This window comes from Evansella tamaricis (assembly GCF_019042215.1).
In the GTDB taxonomy this organism is placed as follows: Bacteria; Bacillota; Bacilli; order Bacillales; family Salisediminibacteriaceae; genus Evansella; species Evansella tamaricis.
The window spans coordinates 13,274-31,307 of the sequence record NZ_JAHQCS010000096.1 but is presented as its reverse complement, the minus strand read 5'-3'; the positions used below and the strand labels follow the sequence as shown (position 1 = coordinate 31,307).

The window sequence follows — 18,034 nt, the reverse complement described above, 5'->3', positions numbered from 1 at the left end:
ATAAAGTTTCGAAGCAAAATAGAATTGCCGGTCTCCATAATTTCCTTTTAGGTAGTAACCTATCGATGTGTTAACCAATCCTTTTTAGCTCTAACACCTTCTTTACTTCCACTGAATTAAGTTTCCTTTTATTTATCCCCAAACAAAAAATAAATTTATCATTCGTCTGAACTTAAATAGATTGATGCATAAATCTTCCTGTCTTAATAGACAATAACGTTGTTAATTATTGTTAAGAGAGGAAGGTAGTGTAATGGACAATGTAATACTGGCTAGGACCCTGTTTGGTTCTTCCTTAGCGTTTCATATTATTTTTGCAACCTTAGGGGTTGGCCTTACCTTCATGATTCTTATCGCGGAATTAGTGAGATTGTTTACGAAGGATGAAGACTATGCTATCTTGGCCAAGCGTTGGACAAAGGGAGTTGCCATCTTACTCGGAGTTGCTATTCCCTCAGGGACGATCGTCGGCGTGATGATGTCCTTAACCTTCCCAGGTTTTATTGAAGTAGTCGGGCAAGTTATTGCCTTACCATTTGCCATTGAAATATTTGCTTTCTTTGTGGAAGCTGTGTTTTTATCCATTTATATTTACGCTGCAAATCGTCTATCTTCTACTATGCGAATCATTAGTGTATTCTTTGTCGCTCTTGGAGCGACTGCTTCAGCCGTCTTAATTACGAATGTTCAGTCATGGATGAACACACCAAGGGGCTTTGATATGATTGATGGTCAAATTACCAATGTTCAGCCCTGGCAGGCTGTGTTAAATCCAGCATTTAGTTATACGGCTGTTCACGTAGTGAGCAGCGCCTATTTAACGACAGCATTTGTGGTCATTTCTGTCGGAGCATATCGACTGTTACGGGGAAATCTAAGTGCAAGGGAAGTGAGTTATTATCGAAAAGGATTAATGCTCGCTTTAATCATAGGTGCGGCAACGGCAATTTGGACTGGCTCCACCGGCCATAAAGCTGCAGTAGGATTACATCATTATGTACCAGTGAAACTTGCGGCAGCAGAAGGATTGTTTGAGACCCAATCCCATGCTCCACTTGCGATTATGGGTACGCCCGATCCCGAAGCAAATCGTGTTGTTGGGGGAATCGAAATCCCAGGGATGCTCAGCTGGTTAGCCACTGGTTCGACGGATGGGGTCGTCATTGGGCTAAATGAATTTCCCCGGGAGGACTGGCCTCCCCTCTTCGTTCATACCCTTTTTAACGTCATGGTGGGAATTGGTACCTTATTAGTCGCATTGTCCGTGGGAGCACTCCTTTGGAGGTTTATCTTTAAGAAGAACCCTTATCCAAATTGGCTGTTACTGGCTTTAGTCCCTAGTGGGGCCTTCGCCTTAATCGGAATGGAAACGGGTTGGATTTTCGCATGTATTGGCAGACAACCTTGGACAATTATGAACATCCAGCGAACTGCCGATGCAGCTACAGCATCCGGAAATCTTGGGTTCATTTTCGTACTGTTTATTTCCTTATATCTCTTATTACTTGTGTTGACGGCACTCGTGATGCGATTCTATTTCCAACGAAACCCACTAAATAATGAATTTCAAATGACAACATCTGTATAAAGGGGGAATTTCATTGCATGAAGCTTATGTAGCCATTTCTATCATTTGGTTGTTTTTATTTCTATATGCCATAGGAGGAGCCATCGACTTCGGTGCTGGTTTCTGGGCGATGTATTATTATGAACGGAAGGACACTACTGCCGCCAACTTTGCCAACCTATATTTGTCCCCGTCATGGGAAGTAACGAATGTTTTCCTCGTCTTATTTGTAGTAGCTTTAGCAGGATTTTTCCCAGGCGCAGCATTTGCTCTTGGGTCATTAATGATCGTTCCTGTCAGCTTAGTATTAATCTTGTTAACGATTCGCAGTGCTTTTATGGTGTACTCCTACTCGGTTCAAAAGTACACAAAGCTCTTACGTTATATTTCTGGAATAACAGGGCTGTTAATTCCTGCTCTAATGCTTACGGTTCTACCAATAATTATCGGTGGTTTTATTGAGATTGTTGGGAATCGGCACTATATTTTATTTGACAAAGTCCTCACGAGTCCTACGGTCTACGCCCATATCGGCTTCGGCCTTTCAAGCCAACTCTTCCTCTCTTCCTTATTCTTGAGCGACTACGCCAGGGAAGCAAATTCGAATAAAACGTATGAGGAATACAGAGGAAAAGCGATTATGTTTGGACCGATTATGTTAAGTTTCGCCGTTGCCGCTACGTTAACATTAATGCCTGAAGCCATGTGGATGGTGGAAAATATGGCAAGGCAATGGGAGTTATTTGCCTTAAGTATGTTTGCCTTCTCCATCGGTTATAGTGCCCTCTTTTGGCCATCCAAAAAAGTACGGATCGGCCAACCGCGGGTAGCTGTCATCCTCATAATTGTTCAGTATGCCTTAGCAAGCTTCGCCTATGGTTGGGCCCATATGCCATACATTGTTTATCCTGAGCTGACCATCTTTGAAGGATTAACTAATTTAGCTATGTACCAATCATTGCTTTGGGGATACATTGTGATGATGGCCATACTCATTCCTTTGTTTATCTGGTTCTGGAGGCTATTCCTGAAAGATAAGCGCTATATTACCAGTGAAAAATAAATATAAGAAATGGAAAAGCCGTTCAAGCAAGTGTAGTCTTCTTGCATGAACGGCTTTATGGTTTTCTGTTCAATAGTAGTCAAACCTAATCTAACCTAATCTAACCCAATCTAATTCATTGTGAAAGAGGAAAAAACTTTCATATTTCAGGAAAACTACTGATGCAAAACCAATACTTCAATTCTTTCTACTATCGAAATAAATATGTTACTATTTAAATATATAAAAAAGGAGTTGAAACCATGTCAGAACATCTAATTGTATTAAACAAAGACGAAGACACCATTTCCATTGTCAATCTGGAGTCAAATAAAGTGGAAAAAACATTGGAAACGAGCCATAATCCCCATGAGGTAGTGGTTACGAAGGATGGGAAGAAAACGTATGTAGCCTGTTCTCTTGGAAACAAAGTGGATATCATCAATAACGATACATTTGAAGTGGTTAATCGTTTGGAGCATCCGGACTTTCATTTCCCACATGGGGTTGGAATTACGAATGATGGGAAAAAACTTTATTTAGCCTCTACATACAGTGAAAAAATTTTTATTATTGATACAGAAACGGATGAGATTGAAAAAGTCATTCCAACTCACCAAAAGTATTCTCATATGATCTCCTTTTCCCCTGATGGAAGTACCGTTTATATTCCAAACATAGGAAGCAACAATATTACAGTGATGGATGTAAATAAAGAAGAAATCGTCACACATATTCCAGTAGGGCCAGGTCCCGAAGGCGTCGCCGTCCATCCAAACAGGAAGCATCTTTATGTGGCAAATCAAGAGGACAATACGTTGTTTGTTATTGATACAGAAACATACGAAGTGATATTTAAGCGTCGTGTGGGAGGCATACCAGTAAGACTCGTATTTTCACCAGACGGTAAGTATGCTTTAATTGCTAATCGCGAATCGGGAGATGTTTCCATCATTGAAACAGAGCAGCATATTAATGGACAAGTTCGTCCTTGGGAAATTAAACGACTTCCTGTAGGTGTTTGGGCAGGGGGAATTGTATTTAATGATGAGGGATCCTTTGCATACGTGGCCAATAACAAAACAAATGATGTATCGATTATCAATATGGCTACATTAAAAGAAGCAGGTCGCATTGTCGTTGGAATTCATCCTGACGGAATAGCCTATTTAAAACGCTAATATCCTATACATCTATAAGTTTTCTAAGCTAATGGCACCTAATCAGAAAATTAGGTGCCATTTTTATTATTGTTGTTTTAATTCCTCTATAAATTGAAAACCATAGTGAGAATTCAATAATATTAATTCTCATTATGGTTTTCTCACGATTTCCGGCAAGACTTTTTACCCGTTTTTTACCCCGTCATTAAAAATCTCCCAAAAACAAGATACTTTATTCTTGCCATGCTCTTTGGAGTATCTTTCGGCCAGATCGGCTTTGTCAATAAGCTCCTGGATATTCAATGGCTTGTCTTTATCCACACTTGAGACACCTAAACTAGCTGTTATCTGGTACGTATCATTCACATGGATTTTGCGTATTTCATTTAAAATACGTTGGGCTACTCCCCTTGCAATCTCTGAATTGGTATTTGGTAGGATTACTATTAATTCCTCTCCACCATAACGGCCAGCAATGTCCCCACTGCGAACGGACTCTTGGATAGTCATGGCTACCTTCTCCAAAATACGATCTCCTTCAGCATGACCAAACTGATTATTAACGTACCTAAAATCATCAATATCAATCATGATAAACGAGAGGTCCGATTGAAACTCGGCTATTTTATGAAACTCATCTTCTAACCTTTTCATAAAATAATTTCGGTTATATAACTTCGTTAAACCGTCAACTTGGACCAACTCATGAAAAATAACTTTTTCAATCTTAGGGGTGATAAATTGCAAAAATTGTTCCATATAATAAATGCTATCTCCAGATAGTGTTGTTTCGTTTTCTATCAGAACGATGGTTACCACTTCATTCTCATCGGAAAGAATCGGAAATCCATGAAAATAAGAATTGGCAAATTTAAAGTAACTCACTCTCTTTTTTTCTATCACCTTTGTTAAGGCCTCATCCACTTTGTTACAGTGTATTTCTTCACTTTGCAGCTTATCAGTAACAAGTAATGTCTTCGTTCTATTACTATCAATCCTAAAATGAAAATAAACATGCTCGAACATCATATTTTCATGGAGTACCTTTGTAATATTTTTACACACATCTAATAGGTTCTTGGCAGAATGAACTAACTTAATACTATCGAACATAATTTCGTTGTTTGTTAAGAGGTGCATCATTTCATGCTTATTGGATGGTACCTCTAATGATTGCTGATCAATGGAGTCGATATTATCATTTATTTCCTTTTGTTTCAAGCGATTATTCACCTTGAAAAAATAACGTTTTGCCCGAATGAAATGTACCCTAGCTTGAATATTAGATTTATTTTTCATATAAAATAAACCTTTATAATAATAGACATAACCGAGATAACCAAAATATCCTTTGCTATACACTAAATCTTCAAAGGCATGTATATGCTTTGTGAATCCATCATCTTGATTTAGTTGTATGATAGATTTTAAAAGGACCATGAAAAATCCAATCCTATTCTCAACGCTTAGATTCGCTTCTTCAAGACATTGTTCAGCGATTGGGATTGTTTTATCATATTGCTTGAGAGAGACAAAATATTCGCATTGAAGTAATGATAGATCTATACTATCCTTATGTTTCTGAACCATTTTTTCAATAAATGGCCATAACCTCTTCGCTTTTTTCACATTACTTTGCCTCAAGATGATTTTATATTGAAAAACAAGGGCATCCACTCTTGTAATGGTTAGGTTTTTAGTCCTCAACTCAGGCTTTATTCTAAGGATCAGTTTTAGTGCTTCTGAATAATCCTCAATGAGAAAATAAAGCTTCACTAAATTGATCTCATTAAAATTCGAATTGATGGACTTTCCAATTGATTTTGCTTTTTCTGCCAACTCTACAGCATGACTAGTATCTCCTAAATACTGATAGAACATAAACAAGTTTGTATTGGCATTCATCTCATGTTGTCTATTACCAAGCTTTACTGCCAAATCCCTCGATTTTAGCATGTATTCCTTTGCATTGATAACATTCTCTTCCAGTAAACCGATGCCCATCAAGTTATAAATAGTCATTAACATGGATGGATTCTCATACTGCTCTGCCAAGGATTCCGCTTCGTAGATAAGCTGGGCCCTTTCTTTCCAAGGGTGGTTATTTAATAAAAGGAGAATATGTAAGTGGTATATCCAATGAATATAATCTACTACTTTTAAATTCTCCCTTAGTATTATACTATTCTCTTTATGATAGTGGACCATCTCCTCTACAAGAGACGCATCTCTCCCAGAGTAAGTGAAGAAATACCCTAAAATAACTTGTAGATGCAACTTCTCATCCATAGAAACCGCTGGAGAGTGGATACGGTCTAAGCAATCATTCTCATATTGTTTCAAGCGAGACAAATCACGGAGATTAATACTAATATACCCTAGTCTGATGAGAGCAATTAAGGAGTCATGATTGATATAGAGGTCATTAAAAACCGTTAACGCTTGTTTAAGATCGCCATTTTTTTCTAAAGTTTGTCCATACTTAAGTTTTACACTCAAAGGAGGCTCCTTGTCTACTTCCTTTTTATACAGAGAGAATGCTATTTCCAAGCTTTTTTTTGCATCTGAAAATAAGTTTTTTCTATAACTTCTTTTAGCATCCAATAAACGGTAGGCAAGCGCCTTCCTCCCCTGTCCAGCTTCTTCAAAGTGCGTTGAAATCTGATCGTAGTTGAGTCCTGTTTCTTGTTTATCATGCATGGCGAATCTCCTTACATATCCCTTCAATTTATTGTATCTTCAACAAGGACATTGATTTTTTCTTCACTGTGATACTAATCTGAGATGTGAGGCTCTGCTAATTCACTTTTATAGTAAATCTGAGGTCTTCCATTCCTTTTACTAGTTTAAGGAACTAGACTACTTCTTCGAACAAAGACTATGCTTTTTATTTCCATTATACCACCTCCAACTTGAAAAATAAGTAAATTCCATTAGGACTTTATACTATTCTTAACTCTTAGTGTGTTTTAATTAATATCACAGTGGTGAAAATTGATATACCCTAAACAAGCTTTTCTGACGAGGAATCATGAATAATTTTGGATGAATGGAGATTATTCTTGTGTTTAATTTGAATTTCACTCATATATTTCATACTGAAGAACGTAAAGCTTAGATGAAATGGGTGAATAGTATGTTTAATGTTAATTTTTACGAAAAGCGAGACCTTGTATTATGCCAGCTCCGGGAAAATGTTCCTGAAGAAGGTGAAGGGATTAAGTTGAAAGGCCGTAAGGGGACAGTATTAAGTGTTGAAAAAGTAGATGAAAAAACCGTCCATGTTTTAATCGAAACATTAAAGAAAGCAGATGATTCACAAAAGAAAAGGTAGTGAAAATCGGCAAGTGCTCATCAGGAGGCACCTGCCGATTTTTTTATTAAAAAGCTTCTTTATCGTTCAATGGGGATTTAACCGAGAGTGCGTAATAACCAGCAGGAAGAACCCTACCTACTCTCTTTTTCCATAGCTAATATGTGAAATGGATATTTCTCTTGATCATTTTGTCCAATCGAAGGTAGTTATTTTACATATAGTGTTAGTGAGCTTTTAAAAAAGGAGGAGTTCAACGTGACTAAAAAGTGGAGCGCCTTAGATCCGAAAGATGTACACCCATGCGATACGAAGGATGTTCAAGATGAAACACAAGAAGCTGCCAATAAAAATAAAGCAAAACAATTGAACGAAGAATATATTTTTATTAAGGATTCTTGCGATGTAACAATAAATACAACTGATACTAAGGCATCAATAAACCTTCAGGCTGGTCTGCAAGCAGCAATTGTTATACTAATCAGTATTTCCGTTGCTGACTCTCAAACAGCTGAAAAACTAACACAGGAGTTAACGCAAACTTCCAAAACAGAACAAATTTCATTGCAGAAGATCGTAGTAGAAAACTCTCAAAATGTAAATGTCGCTACTACAGACACACAAGCTGCAGCTAACATTCAAATTCTATTACAACTATTATTAGCCTTAGCTGTAAAATTGGATATTCTATAAAATTTGAATGATCCAAGTACCCCACCGTTCTATGTGGGGTACTTTTCTGTACGTTTTTCGGTACCTGAACTGAAAGAGGCTATTTTTCTGCAGAGATGATTAAAAACATAGGTCTTCGGAGTTCATCTTTCATTTCGGGAACATTTTTTAACAAAGCTTCCGAAGGGATCGGCTCGTTGATTTCCTTTATAGAAAAGCCTGTACGAATTAAATTATTGATATAAGTCGCAAATTTGCGATGATATTTTATAACGTTCCAGTTAGGAAGTTTGTTTCTCTCATTCCTTCTGATTGATAATCATCTACTGCCCAATGGAGACGGTTTCCATGTTCATCATAATACAAGTCTTGGTTCATGCATTTTTATACTGAAAAGACTCCAATCGTTCTTCACCAGTAACCATATCTTTTACCTTATACTGATTCGTTTTTACTTCATTTTCTCCAATTATAATAACCATCCGTATGTTTTCCTTATTTGCTCTATCCAGTGCTTTTCCTAATTTTTTATTACTCATTTCACAATCCACTTTGTAACCTTGATCCCTCAAGTGACGTGCAACTAATAAAGATTCCTTTTGCGTCCCTAATGGAATGATAAAATAATCAACGTTTGAACTATCCACTCCTTTCTCTTCCCAGTTACTAATAGCTGCATAGATAACATCTAAACCAAATGAGATCCCAACCGTTGAATATTTTTCATTTGTTCCGAGTAGTCCACCGATTGCATTGTCATACCTTCCCCCACTTCCGATACTCGATGTCATGGATTTGTCAGATAAGAATATTTCATAAATGGTACCCGTATAAATTTCTAGACCTCTTGCTAAAAACGGGTTAAAGACGCATTGTTTATTAACTCCAAGAAATTCCAAGTAACTTTCTAATTCTTGTAATTCCATCAGTCCTTCTTTTACTTGAATATTTTGTTTTGAAAATGCTTTAAAATAATCATAACTTCTATTCCGATTATCTCTTAAAAACTCCCCTATTAAAGTGACTGTTCGTGTAGAAAGTTCTAGCTCTGTAAGTTCTTTCGTTACTGATTCTACTCCAATTTTTTCAATCTTATCTAGTATGAGAATGACTTTACTAATTTTATCAACATCTGTTTCAAAAACTTGCAACATGCCCGTTAATAATTTTCGGTTGTTATATTGGATGGTGATCTCTATGTCCAGTTTGCGAAATGCATCCAATGCCATCATCATTAATTCAGCTTCCGCAATTTGGGATTTTACGCCGACGATATCCACATCACATTGAGTAAATTCACGGAGCCTGCCTGTTTTTATTGGCCCATCCCTAAATACTTTTCCTATTTCATATCTTTTAAAAGGTAGCTTTAATGTTGGATTCATGGCAACCACTTTTGCAAACGGAATCGTAAGATCGTACCGCAAAGCCAAGTTTCGTTCTCCCCTGTCCGTTAGTGTATACATTTCCTCTAGGATTTCAGACCCTCCACCATATTTGGACGCTAGTAATTCTGTGTAATTCATAATAGGAGTTTCCAATGGTTTGCAGCCATACTGGATAAATACATCTTCCAGTGTTCTCTTAATATCTCTTCGAAGAGATTCTGCATTCGGTAAATAATCTTGTGTCCCTTTTACATTCTGATAATTCATTTTTTTCATATTTCTTTCCCTCCAAATTTTTAGATAAAATAAAAAACCGCACCTGATTTAAGTTTGTTAACTTAATTCAAATACGGTTTTACGTAAATAACCTTCCTATTTTCGATTAAAAGACATCGGAATAGCAAGGCTAATTATGATGATGGAATTGTACAAGCGAATTAGTTTTATTAAATGGAACCATTGTCATTCACCTCTAATTTTCATCAATATATCACTAAAGACTATCTAATTCAATGCTTTTTTCAGTAAATCACAAAGCGATAGCCTCCATTCAACTCAATAATCGTTTGTATAATAAATCCGCAAACTTGCGACACCGTTTCTTATCTTGAATTTGTGGCCTCAATTCCACCTTTAATGTTACGGCAAGGTCTGTATATTGAAATAACATGTCTCTAAATTTATCCACCGCTCCACAAAAATGGGGATAAAAGCTATCCCCCGTGCCAAATACTCCCGTAACTATATTTTTATTTCCCTCGTATGCTATGGCATTGAAAAGGTCGTTCAACTCTTCTGGGATCTCACCATTTCCCCAAGTATATGTCCCTACAACAATGGCATCAAAGTGATTTATTTTTTTTACTGAAAAACTTTTGCTAGTATATACTTCTAGATAAATCCTATAGTTCTTAAGGCAATTCCTCACCATTTCTGCTAATTCCTCTGTATTGCCTGTAACAGAAGCATAGATAATCGCTACTCTATAGCGTTCCATTATAATTCATCAAAACCATTAGATTCTGTGACCTTAGAATACGTTCTGGATTTTTGTTCGAAAAAATCTGATTTAGTCTCATTTATCATTTCATCACTGAAAACATGGATCCAAGGCATGGGATTTTTTCTTTCTTCATAATAATTCTTTAATCCAAGCTGCCTTAACCTCTTATTTGCAAGATATTCCACATATCCTTCAAATTCCTTCAGATCCAACCCGCTTAAGTCCTTGAGGATATAGTGAGCCCATTCTTTTTCTAATTCCGTCGCATTTGAGATGGTTTCATAAATATACTCTATGTGTGTCTCTGACTGAAGATCTGGGTTTTCGGAGATGAGAATCCTCAAAAATTGGGCGATAAAATAAGCATGCTGCATTTCATCCCGTTGAATGTAACTGATCATTGTACTCGTTTTTAGCATTTTCTGTTGACGGGCTAAGTGATAAAAGAAAGCGAAACCTGCGTAAAAATAGATACCTTCCAAATTGATGGAATTCACAGCTAATTTAAATAAGCTTTCTGGTGTAGGAGCCTGTCTAAATCCTTCATAAGCAGTTAAAATTAGCTGGTTCCGTTTCTGAACAATAGGGTCATTTTTGGCCTGGTTGAAACGCTCATTTTGTATACTTAAAGGTACTAGTGAGCTTAACACATAGGAATAGGATTCATTATGGACAGCCTCTTGCTGGGAAATCACTGCAAAAATCGCTTTAAAACTGGAGTCCGTTACATAGTCCATCACCTGACTCATCGTCGGGGTTTGCAGGCTATCTAAAGACGCTAATTGGGTGTTGATCCGTAAAAATATATCCTGTTCCATTTCTGTAAGCTGATCCCATTGTTTAATATCATCCTGCATATTAATCTCTTGCGCCTTCCAGAAATTAGATAACAAAGCTTGGTATAAATCATACATCTGTGGATAGGCAATATCATTCCAATTTAGTAGACCAGAAGATTTCCCATTTATAATTCCTGTGGATTTGTTTGGAAACTCAGGATTTAATAGTTTTATTCGTGATAAAGGTTGAGTCATCGCCATTTTTGTTTCCCTCCTAAACATTAACTTTAACTATGGCACGCTTCACATTCTTCTATTTCTGACTGAGATGTACTTCTTACATAATACGTTGTCTTTAAACCTTGTCTCCAAGATTCTAAATGAAGGTGAAGTAACTCTTTTGCTTTGATGTCATGGCGGACATAGAGATTAAAGCTAATTCCTTGGTCAATGTGACGCTGCCTGGCAGCATTTTGCTTAATACTCCATACCTGATCCAGTTCATGCCGGGCTCTCTTGTAAAAATTATAGGTGATATGATTTAAATCAGGTGCTGTAACTTTGAATTTAAAGTTCTTCTTCTCCTCGGCATACTCCACCGCGTAGAGAGGATCGATCCCATCTGTGGAACCACCAATTTTTGCTGTGGAGGAGTTGGGGGCAATGGCCATCATCCAACCGTTTCTGACACCATATCCTTCGATTTCCTTCTGCAACATTGTCCAACGTTCACTTGTATATCCTTTCCGTTTGAAATAATCCCCTGTCTCCCATTCAGAGCCGTGAAATTGGGAATAAGCTCCCTTTTCTTTTGCCAATTCCATGGATGAATGGATCGTATGGTAGGCAATATCTTCATAAAGCTCATCTGCATAAGCTACCGACTCGTCTGTCTCCCAATGGATTCCCTCTAATGCAAGGAGGTGATGCCATCCAAAGGTGCCCAAGCCGACTGCTCTGTATTTTTTATTCGTTACCTGTGCTTGTCCCACACTAATAGTATTTAAGTCGATGACATTATCCAGCATCCTCATTTGTATCTTTATTAATCTACTTAATACACCGGACGAGACCGCTCTTGGTAGATTAATTGAAGATAGATTACAGACAACAGAATCTCCTGGTTTTCTAATTAAGACGATATTTCCTTCTTCATCCTGGTATTCCTTGTGAATGGTAGTAGCAGACATATTCTGAGCAATTTCCGTACATAAATTACTGCAATAAATGGACGTACGACCAACCTCATTAGCATGCTTATTAGGATTTTGACGATTCACTTCATCTCGATAAAACATATACGGTGTTCCTGTTTCCAATTGTGCAACCATGATCCGCGCCATTATATCCATTGCTCGATAGGTTTTTCGTGGCAAAACCGGGTGATTTACAGCTTCTTCATATTTTTCCGTAAAGTAGCCTCGATCGTTTTCATCATAAAAGTCTTCCAGTCCGAGGGGGTTTCCATGCTCATCCTTCCAGCCCATGATCTGCTTTACTTGATGTGGACAAAAAGTATGCCATTCTCCGATACTTCGACCGTTCTCATCCACATCCTCAAGTTTCTTCATAAATAAATCTGGAATAGTAACACCGGTAAAAATATCGTGGGCCTTCCGACGCTCATCCCCATTATTTGTCTTTAAGTCCAGAAAACCATTCATAATGTCTTTATGAAAAAGATCCAAGTAAACGGCAACTGCACCTTGACGTTGCCCCAATTGATCGACACTGACGGCTGTATCGTTTATTAAACGGATCCATGGCACCACACCAGAAGAATTTCCTTTGAATCTCTTTATATCCGACCCTAATGCTCTAACCTTCCCATAGTAAATGCCAATGCCGCCGCCATCTTTACTTAATCTAGCAGTATCCCAATTATTTAAGTAGATTCCATCAAGGGAGTCTTCCACTGTATCAATGAAACAGGAGGATAATTGTCCAACTCTTTTCCCTGCATTCGTAAGGGTTGGTGTGGCTACCGTCATATAAAGATTACTTAAGGCCCAGTAGGCTTCCTTGACCAATGCTAACCGTTTCGGTCGATCTTCCTGTTTCATTAATGTCATCGCGATTATCATAAACCGTTCCTGAGGCAGTTCATATAGATTCCCGTCGTGATCTTTCGCAAGATATCGATCAGCAAGTAGAAACAAGCCAATGTAATTAAAAAGTAGATCACGCTCTGGCTTCATTTCCTTCTCTAACTCTTTCAGTTCATCTTCTGTGTACGTATGTAAAAGATCTGTGGAATATATCCCCTGTTCCGTTAATGTATTAATTAACTGGACGAACCTACCGTATTTTAAATGCTGGTTATACTTACGGTTCGTCGCCGCTTTATGATATAACTCGTTCAAATATAAACGAGCAGCAACATACGTCCAGTCTGGCTCATCCATAGCGATTCGATTCAGCGCATAAAACATCGCTTGTTCATTAGCTTGTTGCACTGAAAGTTCTGCCTCTAGTACCTTTTCCTTCATGGAGGTTACATCCAATCCGTACTTATTAAAAGCCCAGTCAAGGGCTTCCAGCACACCACTTCGTTCATGTTTGACATCTGTTATCATTTTTCATTCCTCCTAAAAAATAAAAATCCGCTCGAATACATTGAGCGGATGAAACGATAGCCAAACAAAAGGGATCAATACAACGGTCCCCAGTCGCCACCGTTTCATCTCCTCAATCCCCGAAGAAGGTGAAACATCTCAAGATAAGATAGGTCTCCTGACTTATGCGTCGTTCTACTTTGAGCCCTTCCCATATAGCACTACTATACAGTGGGTAATACTCATTTCGTCAGCATATACAGTTGCGGGGGCAGTTCTGGATTCTCACCAGATTCCCTTTTACGCCATATGGCATCTTACCTCAAGGCAAACACTAAATATAGGTCTTTTGTCTATTAGAATACTATATATAGATCCTAATACTGTATCATACTATACTATCTACCATTTTTTATCAAGTCCCAATTTTTCCTCTATTGCTATAAATCATTTTCCCCCTTTTTGGATATCTTAAAAAAAGGAGGGCAGGGACATGATCATTTATTTTGGTGTGATGAAAGAATTGATATACGGAAAGAAAGAATCAGTGATCCAACAAGTACCAAGTGATATTGGTTCGATTGGATTTTGGTTTACTTCTGATGTGGTATCAGCAAAACCTTATGCAATAGGAAAAGAGACCGTTCTCGAAAAATCGAAAACGGAATTTTGGGAAGATGGAGAACCTAAGGTCATTCAAGTAGACAAGACCCTGGTAGGGTACGTTTATAGAGTTTACATAAATGAACAACACCTTAAGATTTATGAATCAGATACAGTTAATGCGCATGAGTTGTTTATGGAAGACCGTGACAACTACTGCGACTATTATAGTGCAAAAAAAAGAAATCTTACCTGGAGAGATAAGCCAATTCTCTTAAATAAGGACGACGCCAATACGAAGTTTCGTGACCATCTAATCAGTCAGAATTACGAAGGGTTTCTTATACGAAATAGTAAACGACATCATGGTGTTACGGATTTATACTGTCTATTTTCCATTGATTCCATTCATATTTCAGAAGTCATCCCGGTAATTAATGTGGATTAGTTTTTCTCAATTTCCAAAGAATTTCTTGCTTTTAAACGAATCGATTTACCATTCAATAAATTAAAAATGAATCCTGACTCAAGATTTTATGTTAGTCGTTTATTAAGTATTTATTTTATGCAGCCCCGTTGGACTAAATCCATTTCCTTTAAGTGGATGGAACCCCCAAAGCTCCCTAGGGAATAGGGAAATGCCAAAGCACCATGTAGATTACCATTATTATTCTTTCGTTCCATACCAATTTGTTTCTAGAAAAGCTTGTCTACCAGATTCTTGTACTTCTTTTTTATACTTAAGAGGATTTTTCTTATAGAAATCCTGGTGATATTCTTCGGCAGGATAGAAGGTTGTTGCTGGAAAAATATCGGTAACAACCGGTTGTACAAATATATTGCTCGATTCTAATTGCTCCTTTGTTTCCTCTGCCTGAACCCTTTGCTCTTCACTATGGTAATAAATGGCTGTTTTATATTGTTCTCCCCGATCGATAAATTGCCCTCCGGCATCGGTTGGGTCAATGGTACGCCAAAAAATAGCCAATAGGTCTTTATATGGGAAAAGAGTAGGATCGTAAGTGATTTCTATGGCTTCCCGGTGACCGGTTGTTCCCTTCTTCACCTCTTCATATGTTGGATTTTGCTTATGTCCCCCTGTGTAGCCTGAAACGACCTTATGGATACCTGGAAATTGATCGAACGGTTTTACCATACACCAAAAACATCCACCGGCAAATGTTGCTTTCTCTAATTGCTTCTCAGTAGTCATGTTCTCACCTCATCATTATGATGACTAGTTTAATATGTTATATAGTATTTCACAAGTGTAAAGTGATTTATTTAACATTATGTAATGCCAGGTCTTTGTTATGGTAGGAAACAAAGGGAGAAAATTAATCCCTTTGTTTTACCTACTTGAGCTTTACTAGTAAGGTCTTACTACCGCAGCTCCAATAATAACTAGGAGTACGAAAATAACCACAATAAACGCGAAACCACCTGCAAAACCTGGTTTGTGTGCGTGTGTCATCGTAAACCCTCCCTTCCAAAGTAAGCTTAGCTTAGAAGGAACTTCTCCTTCGATATTAATTTATGTTTTTATAAAAAATATGTATAGGAATTGTCCCATTATTTTCATAATTGGATAGATAGGAATGGATAGTAGCCTGCTATGAAGTTTCAATTGTCGCATAAAGGATGATAGAAGGAGGGCTGAGGAAAACGTTTTATCTATCTCTCGAAAAAAAATAGACCAACACTTTAACGTGTGGTCCAGATTATCGCGTTTATTTAACCATTAATACTGGTGATTTTACGTGCTTCATCACCTTATGGCTTACACTGCCCAAAATCATTGTCTGTACTCTACTTCTTCCTCGACTACCGAGGATTAAACAATCAAAGTTGGTTTCATTTGTATAATTAATTATAGTTTCTGCTGGAAGACCGTGTAAAACAGTAATATGGGAAGAGATTCCTTCCTTTTCAATCTTCTCTTTAAATATGGACAACATCTCTTCCCGCTTCCTCGAAACTGTTAGTGTGTCTCCGTAATGTAATACATCAGATTTTGACTGACTACCATCTACAACATAAATAATTTCAATAGTTGCATTTGTGGACAATTTTGCTAGTTTAATTCCTTTGTCCGCTGCACGATGGGAATGTTCAGAACCGTCTAAAGCCAATCCTAGTTTATTAAACATATTCGGCCTCCTACTATGCCAATAATAATGCCGTTTACTGCAATATTGCTGACAGTTAATGTCCTGAAGCTTTACTTATGCCACCGATTTTATCCATTAAGAGCGAACTTTCTTTATTTAAGCCCCGTATGACCACTTCAATTTCCTTCTGTTCATACTTTGCTTGTATTTTATCCATCGCTCCAACGGCAGAATCATCCCAAAGATGTGCTCCAGATACATCTATTATAACCTTCTTAACGTCATCATTGAAATTAAAAGATTTTAATAAGTCGGTTACAGAAGCAAAAAATAGTTGTCCATTTATTTGATAAACTTTAATGGAGTTCGACTCCAAAGTAGTTTCTACTCTTACTTTTGATATTTTCATAGCAAAGAAGATGGCGCTTAATACTACACCAGCTAGTACACCTTTCGATAAATCGTGAGTATACACAACGGTACCAACTGTCACTACCATAACAGTTGCATCGGTACGGGGAATTTTATGGAGATTCCGTAACGAACTCCAGTCAAATGTACCAATTGCTACCATAATCATTACACCAGCAAGTGCAGCCATTGGAATTTGGACAACTACACCACCTAGTACAATAATTAAGAACATCAGAAATAGTCCTGCAACGAGAGTGGATAATCGTCCCCTTCCACCGGATTTTACATTAATCACTGATTGGCCAATCATGGCACAACCTGCCATCCCCCCGAAACAACCGGTTAGCATATTGGCAATCCCTTGTCCACGGCTTTCCTTGTTTTTGTCACTTTCCGTATCGGTCATATCATCCACGATGGATGCTGTTAATAAAGACTCCAATAATCCAACAATCGCTAACGCTAAAGCGTAAGGAAAGATAATTGCTAGTGTTTCAAAGTTCAACGGAATGTTAGGTAAAGCAAAGATTGGCAAAGTTTGTGTGAGATTCCCCATACTTCCAACGGTACGAACCTCAACATTCATAAAAATTGCAATAGCCGTTACAACAATAATGGCCACAAGAGTTGATGGTACTGCCTTTGTAAAACGGGGTAAAAGATAAATAATTACTAGTGTTAGTGCTACTAACGAATACATGATCCACGTTTCTCCCACAAAGTGCTGTAATTGGGAAGTGAATATAAGTATGGCTAATGCGTTAACAAAGCCAATCATGACAGATCTTGGTATAAACTTCATAAAACTGGCTAGCTTAAAAACTCCGAATAATAATTGCAATATTCCTGTTAAGATGGTCGCTGCCAGTAAATACTCTATCCCATGATCCGCAACAAGCGTAATCATTAATAGGGCCATTGCACCAGTTGCCGCTGAAATCATTCCAGGACGGCCTCCAATAAAGGCAATGACTAGACAGATACAAAAAGAGGCATATAACCCTACCATTGGATCTACTCCTGCAATAATAGAGAAGGCAATCGCTTCCGGAATTAAGGCTAATGCCACCACAATACCCGCTAAGATATCCCCTCGAATATTCCCCAACCATTCAGTTTTTAGTTTTTGTGTTATCATTGATGCACCTCTTCCATGTTTAGTTTTTTATTATTTTCGTTTGTTGAACTTTCCCGCAGAAAGTTCGGTCGGCAAGAACGATATTGAGTTTATCATTTTACTTTTATTATTGAAAATTGAATGTAAGCGAAACTCATCTATGAAATACTCAATATTTCTTTACTTTTCTCTCATTCTCTTGGTATTTTCATAAATTCGTCACATTTTAAAAGTCTTTTTAATCGGAATAATCAGAAAAATTATGATACTATTTTCATAATCCATACTAAAAAACCAGTGAGAAACT

Annotated in this window: 15 protein-coding genes, 1 pseudogene and 1 riboswitch; of the genes and pseudogenes, 6 read left to right on the top strand and 10 right to left on the bottom strand. The window is 37.5% G+C overall.

Annotation, left to right across the window (positions count from 1 at the left end):
* The first annotated feature begins 253 nt into the window (after positions 1 to 253).
* From KS419_RS11120 to KS419_RS11110, 3 genes are all read left to right on the top strand, one after another.
* A complete protein-coding gene (locus KS419_RS11120; protein WP_217066478.1) occupies positions 254 to 1,588 on the top strand; it encodes a cytochrome ubiquinol oxidase subunit I in 1,335 nt (444 codons plus the stop codon).
* A 13-nt stretch (positions 1,589 to 1,601) separates the two neighbouring features.
* A complete protein-coding gene (locus KS419_RS11115; protein WP_217066477.1) occupies positions 1,602 to 2,630 on the top strand; it encodes a cytochrome d ubiquinol oxidase subunit II in 1,029 nt (342 codons plus the stop codon).
* 242 nt (positions 2,631 to 2,872) lie between these two features.
* Positions 2,873 to 3,790, top strand: coding sequence for a YncE family protein (locus KS419_RS11110; protein WP_217066476.1), 918 nt, complete (start codon positions 2,873 to 2,875; stop codon positions 3,788 to 3,790).
* Positions 3,791 to 3,955: 165 nt separating this feature from the next.
* Here KS419_RS11110 and KS419_RS11105 read toward each other — a convergent pair whose 3' ends face one another.
* A complete protein-coding gene (locus KS419_RS11105; RefSeq protein WP_217066475.1) occupies positions 3,956 to 6,472 on the bottom strand; it encodes a GGDEF domain-containing protein in 2,517 nt (838 codons plus the stop codon).
* 436 nt (positions 6,473 to 6,908) lie between these two features.
* Between KS419_RS11105 and KS419_RS11100 the strand changes: the two genes are divergently transcribed.
* Positions 6,909 to 7,106, top strand: coding sequence for a hypothetical protein (locus KS419_RS11100; RefSeq protein ID WP_217066474.1), 198 nt, complete (start codon positions 6,909 to 6,911; stop codon positions 7,104 to 7,106).
* A 237-nt stretch (positions 7,107 to 7,343) separates the two neighbouring features.
* Positions 7,344 to 7,778 (top strand): spore coat protein, encoded by a 435-nt coding sequence (locus tag KS419_RS25500; RefSeq protein WP_217066473.1) that lies wholly within the window; start codon positions 7,344 to 7,346, stop codon positions 7,776 to 7,778.
* Between the two features lie 79 nt (positions 7,779 to 7,857).
* Here the strand turns inward: KS419_RS25500 and KS419_RS11090 are convergent.
* The 5 genes and pseudogenes from KS419_RS11090 to KS419_RS11070 all read right to left on the bottom strand — a co-directional run.
* A pseudogene (locus KS419_RS11090) lies at positions 7,858 to 8,129 on the bottom strand (class I SAM-dependent methyltransferase); the annotation flags it as partial.
* Positions 8,130 to 8,131: 2 nt separating this feature from the next.
* Positions 8,132 to 9,421 carry a histidine--tRNA ligase gene (locus KS419_RS11085; protein ID WP_281419791.1) on the bottom strand — a complete coding sequence of 430 codons (1,290 nt, stop codon included), beginning with the start codon at positions 9,419 to 9,421 and terminating at the stop codon, positions 8,132 to 8,134.
* Positions 9,422 to 9,695: 274 nt separating this feature from the next.
* Entirely contained in the window at positions 9,696 to 10,142 is a 447-nt protein-coding gene (locus tag KS419_RS11080) for a flavodoxin domain-containing protein (RefSeq protein ID WP_217066472.1), read from the bottom strand.
* Positions 10,142 to 11,188, bottom strand: a complete 1,047-nt coding sequence (locus tag KS419_RS11075) for a ribonucleotide-diphosphate reductase subunit beta (RefSeq protein WP_217066471.1) — start codon at positions 11,186 to 11,188, stop codon at positions 10,142 to 10,144. The genes KS419_RS11080 and KS419_RS11075 overlap by 1 nt, the downstream gene beginning before the upstream one ends.
* Positions 11,189 to 11,214: 26 nt before the next feature.
* Entirely contained in the window at positions 11,215 to 13,503 is a 2,289-nt protein-coding gene (locus tag KS419_RS11070; RefSeq protein ID WP_217066470.1) for a ribonucleoside-diphosphate reductase subunit alpha, read from the bottom strand.
* A 130-nt stretch (positions 13,504 to 13,633) separates the two neighbouring features.
* Positions 13,634 to 13,817: riboswitch (cobalamin riboswitch) on the bottom strand.
* 158 nt (positions 13,818 to 13,975) lie between these two features.
* On the opposite strand from KS419_RS11070, the gene KS419_RS11065 reads away from it, so the two are divergent.
* Entirely contained in the window at positions 13,976 to 14,533 is a 558-nt protein-coding gene (locus KS419_RS11065; RefSeq protein WP_217066469.1) for a hypothetical protein, read from the top strand.
* Positions 14,534 to 14,752: 219 nt separating this feature from the next.
* On the opposite strand, the gene msrA is transcribed toward KS419_RS11065, so the two are convergent.
* The 4 genes from msrA to KS419_RS11045 all read right to left on the bottom strand — a co-directional run bounded on the left by msrA (position 14,753) and on the right by KS419_RS11045 (position 17,748).
* Complete coding sequence (gene msrA / locus KS419_RS11060; RefSeq protein ID WP_217066468.1) at positions 14,753 to 15,298, bottom strand: peptide-methionine (S)-S-oxide reductase MsrA; 546 nt, start codon at positions 15,296 to 15,298, stop codon at positions 14,753 to 14,755.
* 156 nt (positions 15,299 to 15,454) lie between these two features.
* Positions 15,455 to 15,559, bottom strand: coding sequence for a YjcZ family sporulation protein (locus KS419_RS11055; protein WP_217066467.1), 105 nt, complete (start codon positions 15,557 to 15,559; stop codon positions 15,455 to 15,457).
* 256 nt (positions 15,560 to 15,815) lie between these two features.
* Entirely contained in the window at positions 15,816 to 16,235 is a 420-nt protein-coding gene (locus KS419_RS11050) for a universal stress protein (protein WP_217066466.1), read from the bottom strand.
* A 55-nt stretch (positions 16,236 to 16,290) separates the two neighbouring features.
* Positions 16,291 to 17,748, bottom strand: coding sequence for a SulP family inorganic anion transporter (locus KS419_RS11045; RefSeq protein ID WP_217066465.1), 1,458 nt, complete (start codon positions 17,746 to 17,748; stop codon positions 16,291 to 16,293).
* Positions 17,749 to 18,034: the final 286 nt, after the last annotated feature.